Origin of the sequence: Mycobacterium sp., assembly GCF_044342925.1 — a bacterium.
In the GTDB taxonomy this organism is placed as follows: domain Bacteria; phylum Actinomycetota; class Actinomycetes; order Mycobacteriales; family Mycobacteriaceae; genus Mycobacterium.
The window spans coordinates 1-7,575 of the sequence record NZ_JBIIOV010000157.1 but is presented as its reverse complement, the minus strand read 5'-3'; the positions used below and the strand labels follow the sequence as shown (position 1 = coordinate 7,575).

Below are 7,575 nucleotides of genomic sequence, written 5' to 3'. Positions count from 1 at the left end.
AGTCGATCCGGGCGATCAGATTGGCTTTGTAGAACTGGTCAAGGGCGTTTTCCAGGAACAGCGCGCGCACCACGATCAGGCCGAGGATGGCCAACACCACACCGATCGTCGCGGCCAGCACCGCCTCCAGCAGGAACGGAAGCTGGGTGTACCAGCGGGTGGCGCCGACCATCCGCATGATGCCGATTTCGGTGCGGCGGGTGTAGGCGGCCACCTGAACCATGTTGGCGATCAACAGGATTGCGCCGACTGCCTGCACCACCGCGATGGCGAAGGCGGCCCGCGACAACCCGTCGAGCACCGCGAAGAGCCGGTCGATCAAGTCCTTCTGGTTGAGCACGTTGAGCACACCGGGCTGACCCTGCATGGAGGTGTCGAAGTCGGTGTGCTGCTCAGGGTTGTTGAGCTTGACGATGAACGACGCCGGGAAAGAGTCCTTGCTGGCGACGTCCTTGTATTCCGGGAACTTGGTGACCGCATCGGTGTAGGCCTCGTCCTTGTTCAGGAAGCGCACCGATTTCACGTCTTCGCGGTTTTCGATCTGCTCCCGCAGCGCCTTACACGGTTCGGCGTCACAGGTCGGGTCGTTGGCCGAGACGTCGTTGTTGAGGAACACCTGGCTCTCGACCCGGTCGAGGTAGATGTTGCGGGACTGATCGGCCAACCGGACCACCAGCAGGCCACCGCCGAACAGGCCGATGGAGATGGCCGTGGTGAGGATCATCGCGATGGTCATGGTGACATTGCGGCGAAGGCCGGTGGCGACCTCGCTGACCAGGAAACCGGCGCGCATCAGCGGTCCATTCCATAGACGCCGCGCTGCTCATCGCGGACCAGTCGGCCCTGCGACAGCTCGACCACGCGCTGCCGCATGGAGTCGACGATGTGGTGGTCGTTGGTGGCCATCAACACCGTGGTGCCGGTGCGGTTGATCCGGTCGAGCAGGTCCATGATCTCCCGGCTGGTCTCGGGGTCGAGGTTTCCGGTGGGTTCGTCGGCCAGCAGGACCAGCGGGCGGTTGACGAAGGCCCGGGCGATGGCCACCCGCTGCTGCTCACCACCGGAGAGCTCGTCGGGCATACGGTTCGCCTTGCCGGACAGGCCGACCATGTCGAGCACCTCGGGCACCACTTTCTTGATGACGTCGGGCTGCTTGCCGATCACCTCCAACGCGAAGGCGACGTTCTCGAAGACCGTCTTCTGCTGCAGCAGCCGGAAATCCTGGAACACACAGCCCATGACCTGCCGCAGCTTCGGGATGTGCCGGCCGGAGAGTTTGTTGACGTGGAACTTCGACACCTGGATCTCACCGGACGTCGGCTCCTCCTCAGCCAGCAACAGGCTCATGAAGGTCGACTTGCCCGATCCGGACGGGCCGATCAGGAAGACGAACTCGCCCTTGTCGACCTTCAGGCTGACGTTATCCAGCGCAGGACGGGCCGAGGCCTTGTACTGCTTGGTGACATGGTCGAGGGTGATCATCACGGCACGCCAGTGTAGCCGGGCAAGCCGCAGCTACCGCGCGGGCGCGGCCGGGGCCGGCGGCATCGCTGCCGGCGGGCTCGGTTCCGGGGCATCCGGTTGTGGGGGGGCCGGGGCCGCGCTGGGAGTCGGCTCGCCCGGAGCCGGCGGCTCCGGCGGTGGGGGCGGGGTCGGAGCGCCCGGCGGGGGTACGCCAGGTTCGGTCGGGGTTGCCGATGTGGTCGGCGACCCCGGTGTGGTGGGCGCGGTGGACGTGGGCGTCGTCGACGTGGTCGGGGTAGTCGACGTGGTCGTCGGTTCCGGCTGTTGCACGTTGGTGCGCGGCGCCCAGGTGTAGGCCGGGTCGGGGATGAAGCCGGGCGGCACCACTTCGCTGGCCGGCACCTGTTCGGGGGGCGGCGGAGTCGGCTGGTAAGTCTCGTAGAGCCACCAGATCGCGCAGAACGCGATGACAAGAGCAACTGTGGTGGTGCGCAGCCGTCCGCCCAGGATGTAGGCCGGCCAACTGCGGCCCTCACGCGAATTGGCCGACCTCATCGTTGCACCGGCCCCTGGGTCTGCTCTTCAGCGCCGCCGGCGGTGGCGGGGTGCACCACCGCGCCGACCACCGGGGCGTTGTCAGCCTTGGTGGCGATGCCGGCCCGGGCGAGCGTCGCGACTACCAGCATGCGCAGCCGCCGTCCGACCTCGAACTGCTTGCCCGGCAGGGTGCGGGCCACCATCCGAAGGTTCACCGTGTCCAACTCGATGCTCTCCACACCCATCAGCTGCGGCTTGTCCAGCAGCAGATCACGCAGTTGCGGATCCAGCGGAGCCGCCTCGCAGACGTGGTGCAGCACGTCGTTGACCAGATTCAGGTCGGCCGAGTTCGGCACCGGGATGTCGATGACCGCCCGCGCCCAGTCCTTGGACAGGTTGAGCGTCTTGACGATCTGGCCATTGGGGATGGTGTACATCTCTCCCTCCGAGGTGCGCAGCTTGGTCACCCGCAGCGTGACGTCCTCGACGGTGCCCATCGCATCGTTACCGGAACCCAGGTTCAGCTGCACCAGGTCGCCAAAGCCGTACTGCTTCTCGGTGATGATGAAGAAGCCGCTAAGCAGGTCCTGGACCACACGCTGGGCGCCGAAGCCGAGCGCCGCACCGAGCACCGCAGCAGGTGCCACCAGGGAGCCGATCGGGACGGCCAGCACGTCGGTCACCTCGACCACCACCATCACCGCCAGCAGCGCGATGGCCAGGTAGGAGATCACCGAGGCCACGGCCTGACGATGCTTGGCGCTTTCCGAGCGCACCAGGGCGTCGCTGGCCTTGAAGTCGTCGTCGATGCGGCGGCTGATCCGCCCGGCCAGCCAGTTGATGAACCGGGCGCCCAGCAGGGCACCGATCAGCAACAGGGCGATGTGCAGCCCGCGGGTGAGGATCCATTCGCCGACGTCGCCGTGCCAGAAGCCGTGCCACTTGTCCGCGAACGGGTTGGCTAGCAGTGCGGTCCCTGCGATCTCAGTCTTCGTCATCTCGTCGGTTGCGCCACCGGATTCCCGCTTCCAGGAAACCGTCGATGTCCCCATCCAGGACGGCCGCAGGATTGCCGACCTCGTACTCGGTTCGCAGGTCCTTGACCATTTGGTAGGGGTGCAGAACGTAGGAGCGCATCTGGTTGCCCCACGAACTGCCGCCGTCGCCTTTGAGGGCGTCGAGCTCGGCGCGTTCTTCCTGCCGCTTGCGTTCGAGCAGTTTCGCTTGCAGCACCCGCATCGCAGACACCTTGTTCTGTAGCTGCGACTTCTCGTTCTGGCAGGTTACGACGATACCGGTGGGGATATGAGTGAGTCGAACCGCGGAATCGGTGGTGTTGACCGACTGGCCGCCCGGACCGCTGGACCGGTAGACGTCCACCCGCAGGTCGGTTTCGGGGATCTCGATGTGGTCGGTGGTCTCCACGACCGGCAGCACTTCGACTTCGGCGAAAGACGTCTGCCTGCGACTTTGGTTGTCGAAGGGGCTGATGCGCACCAATCGGTGGGTGCCCTGCTCCACCGAGAGCGTGCCGTAGGCGAACGGCGCGTGCACCACGAACGTGGCGCTTTTGATGCCCGCCTCCTCGGCGTAGGACGTGTCGAAGACCTCAACGGGGTAGTTGTGTTGCTCAGCCCACCGGATGTACATCCGCATCAGCATCTCCGCCCAGTCGGCGGCGTCCACCCCGCCGGCTCCGGACCGGATGTTGACCACGGCCTCGCGCTCGTCGTACTCCCCGGACAGCAGGGTGCGGACCTCGAGCGCCTCGACGTCGGCCTGCAGCGACGCCAGCTCGGCATCCGCGTCCGAGAGAGCCTCGGCGCCCGCCGATCCGCCCTCCTCGGCGGCCATTTCGTAGAGCACCGGCAGGTCGTCGAGGCGGCTGCGCAGACCCTCGACCCGGCGTAACTCGCCCTGCGCGTGGGACAACTCGCTGGTCACCTGCTGCGCCCGGTTCTGGTCGTCCCACAGCTTGGGGTCGGAGGCGTCGTGCTCCAGCTTGACGATCCGCTCCTTGAGCGCGTCGATGTCGAGCACCCGCTCCACCGTCGTCAGGGTGGCGTCCAGCGCCGCGATCTCTGACTGCCGATCGGTGTCCACGTGGTCTCACGTTACCGGCGACACCGGAGGCGTAGATACCATCCCTGGATGCGTCCTTACTATGTCGCGATCGTCGGCGCCGGCCCCTCCGGCTATTTCGCGGCGGCCTCGCTGCTCCGGTTCGCCGACGAGTCGGTGGCCTCGGGCGGTCCCGACGTCAACATCGACATGCTCGAAATGCTCCCCACCCCTTGGGGTTTGGTGCGTTCGGGCGTCGCCCCCGACCACCCGAAGATCAAGTCGATCAGCCGGACCTTCGAAAAGACCGCCGCCGACACCCGGTTCCGGTTCTTCGGCAACATCGCCGTGGGGCGCGACATCTCGGCCGACGAACTGGCCCAGCGCTACGACGCGGTGGTGTACGCCGTGGGCACCCAGTCCGACCGGGCGCTGGGCATCCCCGGCGAGGAGCTGCCGGGCAGCGTGGCCGCGGTGGACTTCGTCGGCTGGTACAACGCGCACCCGCACTTCGCCGAGATGACGCCCGACATCTCCAGCGGCCGTGCCGTGGTGATCGGCAACGGCAACGTCGCCATCGACGTGGCACGCATTCTGGTGACCGATCCCGACGTGCTGGCCACTACCGACATCGCCGACCACGCACTGGATCTGCTGCATCAGCGCGGGGTTGCCGAAGTGGTCATCGTCGGGCGGCGCGGGCCGTTGCAAGGCGCGTTCACCACGCTGGAACTGCGTGAGCTCGGCGAACTCGACGGCGTCGAGGTTCTCGTCGACCCGGCCGACCTCGATGACATCACCGACGAGCAGGCCGCGGCGGCCGGCAAGACCGTCGCCGCCAACATCAAGGTGCTGCGCGCCTACGCGGACAAGGGCGTCGGGGACGGAGAAGGCAAGCGCCGCATCGTCTTCCGGTTCTGCAGCTCCCCCATCGAGATCGACGGCGACGGCCGGGTCGAGGCGATCGTGCTGGGCCGCAACGAGCTGATCACCGACGAACAGGGCCGGGTCTCGGCCCACGACACCGGCGAGCGCGAGATCCTGACCGCGCAGCTGGTGGTCCGCGCCGTGGGGTACCGCGGCGTGGCCATCCCGGGGCTGCCCTTCGATGAGCGCGCCGGCACCATCCCGCACGAGCAGGGCCGCATCGCGGACCGCGACAACGACTATGTGGTCGGGTGGATCAAGCGGGGACCGTCCGGGGTGATCGGCACCAACAAGAGCGACTCCCAGGACACCGTCAACACACTGGTGGCCGATCTGGCGAGCGCCCAGTTGCGCGATGTCGAGCCCGGCTACGCCGACGAGTTGGCCGCCTGGCTGCTGGAGCACCAGCCGGAGCTGATCACCGACGACCACTGGTTGGCGATCGACACCCACGAGCGCTCCGCCGGGGAGCCGTACGGCCGCCCGCGGGTCAAGGTGTCCAAGGTGGCCGACCTGCTGCGCATCGCACGCGGCTAACCGGAGTCAGGAAACGACCGCGGTTCCGGCGGCGCGGGCGGCGTTGCCGGCGCGAAGAACCAGTTGTCCGGATTTTTCGGCGAGTACGCCACCGGGATGAGCTGCCCCATCGTGGGCCAGTTCGCGGTGTCGACGGCCATCCGCTGGTAGACGACGTGCTCGTTGACGGTCGGTCCGGTGATCACGCCGGTGATCGTGACGAACTGCTCACCATCGACGCCGGGCCGGGGACTGACTCCGGTCACCAGCAGAGTGCCCGGCACCATCTCGCCGCGCGGGCCGCGGCCCCGCAACCGGGGAACGATTAACAGGGCCAACGCCCCGAGGATCATCAGCAGCACCGCGAATTCCATCACGCCGCCATGGTAGGACTGCAGCCATGACCGCCGAGGGCGTAGCCGAGGATCTGGACCTGGCGTTGACGCTGGCCGACCACGCCGACGCCATCACCACCGCCCGCTTCGGCGCGCTGGACCTGCGGATCGAACACAAGCCCGACCTGACGCCGGTGACCGACGCCGACGAGGCCGTGGAGGCCCGACTGCGCGACGTGCTGGCCCAGCGGCGGCCGGCCGACACCATCTTCGGCGAGGAACAGGGCGGGACGCCGGCCCTGGCCGGCCGGCAGTGGGTGATCGACCCGATCGACGGCACCAAGAACTTCGTCCGCGGAGTTCCGTTGTGGGCCAGCCTGATTGCGCTCCTACAGGACGGCGTTCCCGTCGTCGGCGTGGTGAGCGCACCGGCGCTGAACCGACGGTGGTGGGCCGGGCGCGGACTGGGGTCGCACACGTCGGTGGCCGGGGGTGCACCGCGCCGGCTCTCGGTCAGCGGGGTGGCCGACCTCGGCTCTGCCAGCCTGTCGTTCTCCAGCCTGTCCGGCTGGGCCGACCGCGGTCTACGGGAGAAGTTCGTCGCCCTCACCGACTCTGTCTGGCGAGTACGCGCGTACGGCGACTTCTTCTCCTACTGCCTGGTTGCCGAGGGCGCGGTCGACATCGCGGCTGAACCCGAGGTCGAGTTGTGGGATCTGGCACCGCTTGACGTGCTCGTCCGCGAAGCCGGCGGCGCCTTCACCAACCTCGACGGTGTTGCCGGGCCGCACGGCGGGAGCGCGGTGGCCAGCAACGGACTGCTGCAGGCGGCGGTGCTCGACGCGCTGTGAGCTTGCTTACAGAGGATCACTACCTTACTCCGGAGTAAGATAGGTTGCACCCACCCTGTTCAGCTCTTACGTGAGGCACTCGCCATGACGAACACGCTCCCCTCTCGTACCAATCCGAAGGCCAGCGCCCGCGCCCGGGAGAGCGCCGTCGGCCAGCACCACCCGAAGCGGTCCGTTCTGGATATCGGGATGGGCCTGCTCACCCCGCTGCTGGGCCAGGAGTTCCTGGATCGCCGCGGCCTGCGCGAACCGCTGAACAAGGCGCTGCGAGTGGGCGTCAAGCACGGTTTCTCCGCGGCCGGAGCGTCGACCCGCCAGTTCAAGAAGATCCAGGGCCTCGGCAAGCAGCCGACCCGGCTGGAGCCGAGCACCGCCGACTACTTCGACCTGACCCCCGACGACGACCAGCGGATGATCGTCGAGACGGTCAACCAGTTCGCCGAGGAGATCCTGCGGCCGGCGGCCCGCGACGCCGACGACGCCGCCGCCTTCCCCGCCGATCTGATCGCCAAGGCCGCGGAGTTGGGCATCACCGCGATCAAGGTGCCCGAGAACTTCGACGGCATCGCCGAGCAGCGCACCGCTGTCACGAACGCGTTGGTGGCCGAGGCGCTGTCCTACGGCGACATGGGCCTGGCCCTGCCGATCCTGGCCCCCGGCGGAGTGGCCTCGGCGCTGACCCACTGGGGCAGCGCCGACCAGCAGGCCACCTACCTCAAGGACTTCGCCGGAGAGAACGTGCCGCAAGCCTGCCTGGCCATCGTCGAGCCGCAGCCGCTGTTCGACCCGACCATGCTCAAGACCACCGCGGTGCGCACCCCGAGCGGCTACCGCCTCGACGGCGTCAAGTCCCTGGTGCCTGCTGCCGCCGATGCCGAATTGTT

At 67.7% G+C, this 7,575-nt stretch carries 9 protein-coding genes; 3 read left to right on the top strand and 6 right to left on the bottom strand.

All coding sequences use genetic code 11. The annotated features are described in order from the left end of the window. The 5 genes from ftsX to prfB form a co-directional block, all read right to left on the bottom strand. Window positions 1-793 (bottom strand): permease-like cell division protein FtsX (gene ftsX, locus ADBZ6I_RS14395; protein WP_526384966.1); only part of this gene is annotated, 793 nt, incomplete at its 3' end. Further along, window positions 793-1,482, bottom strand: coding sequence for a cell division ATP-binding protein FtsE (ftsE, locus tag ADBZ6I_RS14390; RefSeq protein ID WP_526384968.1), 690 nt, complete (start codon window positions 1,480-1,482; stop codon window positions 793-795). The genes ftsE and ftsX, both read right to left, overlap by 1 nt. A 33-nt stretch (window positions 1,483-1,515) precedes the next feature. Continuing rightward, complete coding sequence (locus ADBZ6I_RS14385) at window positions 1,516-2,019, bottom strand: Rv3103c family proline-rich protein (RefSeq protein WP_526384964.1); 504 nt, start codon at window positions 2,017-2,019, stop codon at window positions 1,516-1,518. After that, window positions 2,016-2,999 (bottom strand): mechanosensitive ion channel family protein, encoded by a 984-nt coding sequence (locus ADBZ6I_RS14380; RefSeq protein ID WP_526384962.1) that lies wholly within the window; start codon window positions 2,997-2,999, stop codon window positions 2,016-2,018. Before ADBZ6I_RS14380 ends, ADBZ6I_RS14385 begins: the two co-directional genes overlap by 4 nt. After that, window positions 2,986-4,104, bottom strand: a complete 1,119-nt coding sequence (prfB, locus tag ADBZ6I_RS14375; RefSeq protein WP_526384960.1) for a peptide chain release factor 2 — start codon at window positions 4,102-4,104, stop codon at window positions 2,986-2,988. Before prfB ends, ADBZ6I_RS14380 begins: the two co-directional genes overlap by 14 nt. Before the next feature lie 48 nt (window positions 4,105-4,152). Between prfB and ADBZ6I_RS14370 the strand changes: the two genes are divergently transcribed. After that, window positions 4,153-5,526, top strand: a complete 1,374-nt coding sequence (locus ADBZ6I_RS14370) for an FAD-dependent oxidoreductase (RefSeq protein ID WP_526384958.1) — start codon at window positions 4,153-4,155, stop codon at window positions 5,524-5,526. Here the strand turns inward: ADBZ6I_RS14370 and ADBZ6I_RS14365 are convergent. Further along, window positions 5,523-5,882 carry a hypothetical protein gene (locus ADBZ6I_RS14365; protein WP_526384956.1) on the bottom strand — a complete coding sequence of 120 codons (360 nt, stop codon included), beginning with the start codon at window positions 5,880-5,882 and terminating at the stop codon, window positions 5,523-5,525. The genes ADBZ6I_RS14370 and ADBZ6I_RS14365 overlap by 4 nt on opposite strands. Before the next feature lie 23 nt (window positions 5,883-5,905). Between ADBZ6I_RS14365 and hisN the strand changes: the two genes are divergently transcribed. Both hisN and ADBZ6I_RS14355 read left to right on the top strand, forming a co-directional pair. Next, complete coding sequence (hisN, locus tag ADBZ6I_RS14360) at window positions 5,906-6,691, top strand: histidinol-phosphatase (protein WP_526384954.1); 786 nt, start codon at window positions 5,906-5,908, stop codon at window positions 6,689-6,691. An 84-nt stretch (window positions 6,692-6,775) separates the two neighbouring features. Then, the coding region (locus tag ADBZ6I_RS14355; protein ID WP_526384952.1) for an acyl-CoA dehydrogenase family protein at window positions 6,776-7,575 on the top strand (800 nt) is incomplete at its 3' end.

Excerpts from the sequence above, each read along its gene's own strand:
- ftsE (WP_526384968.1), bottom strand. The coding sequence starts at position 1,482 with ATGATCACCCTCGACCATGTCACCAAGCAGTACAAGGCCTCGGCCCGT.
- ADBZ6I_RS14385 (WP_526384964.1), bottom strand. The coding sequence starts at position 2,019 with ATGAGGTCGGCCAATTCGCGTGAGGGCCGCAGTTGGCCGGCCTACATC.
- ADBZ6I_RS14380 (WP_526384962.1), bottom strand. The coding sequence starts at position 2,999 with ATGACGAAGACTGAGATCGCAGGGACCGCACTGCTAGCCAACCCGTTC.
- ADBZ6I_RS14370 (WP_526384958.1), top strand. The coding sequence starts at position 4,153 with ATGCGTCCTTACTATGTCGCGATCGTCGGCGCCGGCCCCTCCGGCTAT.
- hisN (WP_526384954.1), top strand. The coding sequence starts at position 5,906 with ATGACCGCCGAGGGCGTAGCCGAGGATCTGGACCTGGCGTTGACGCTG.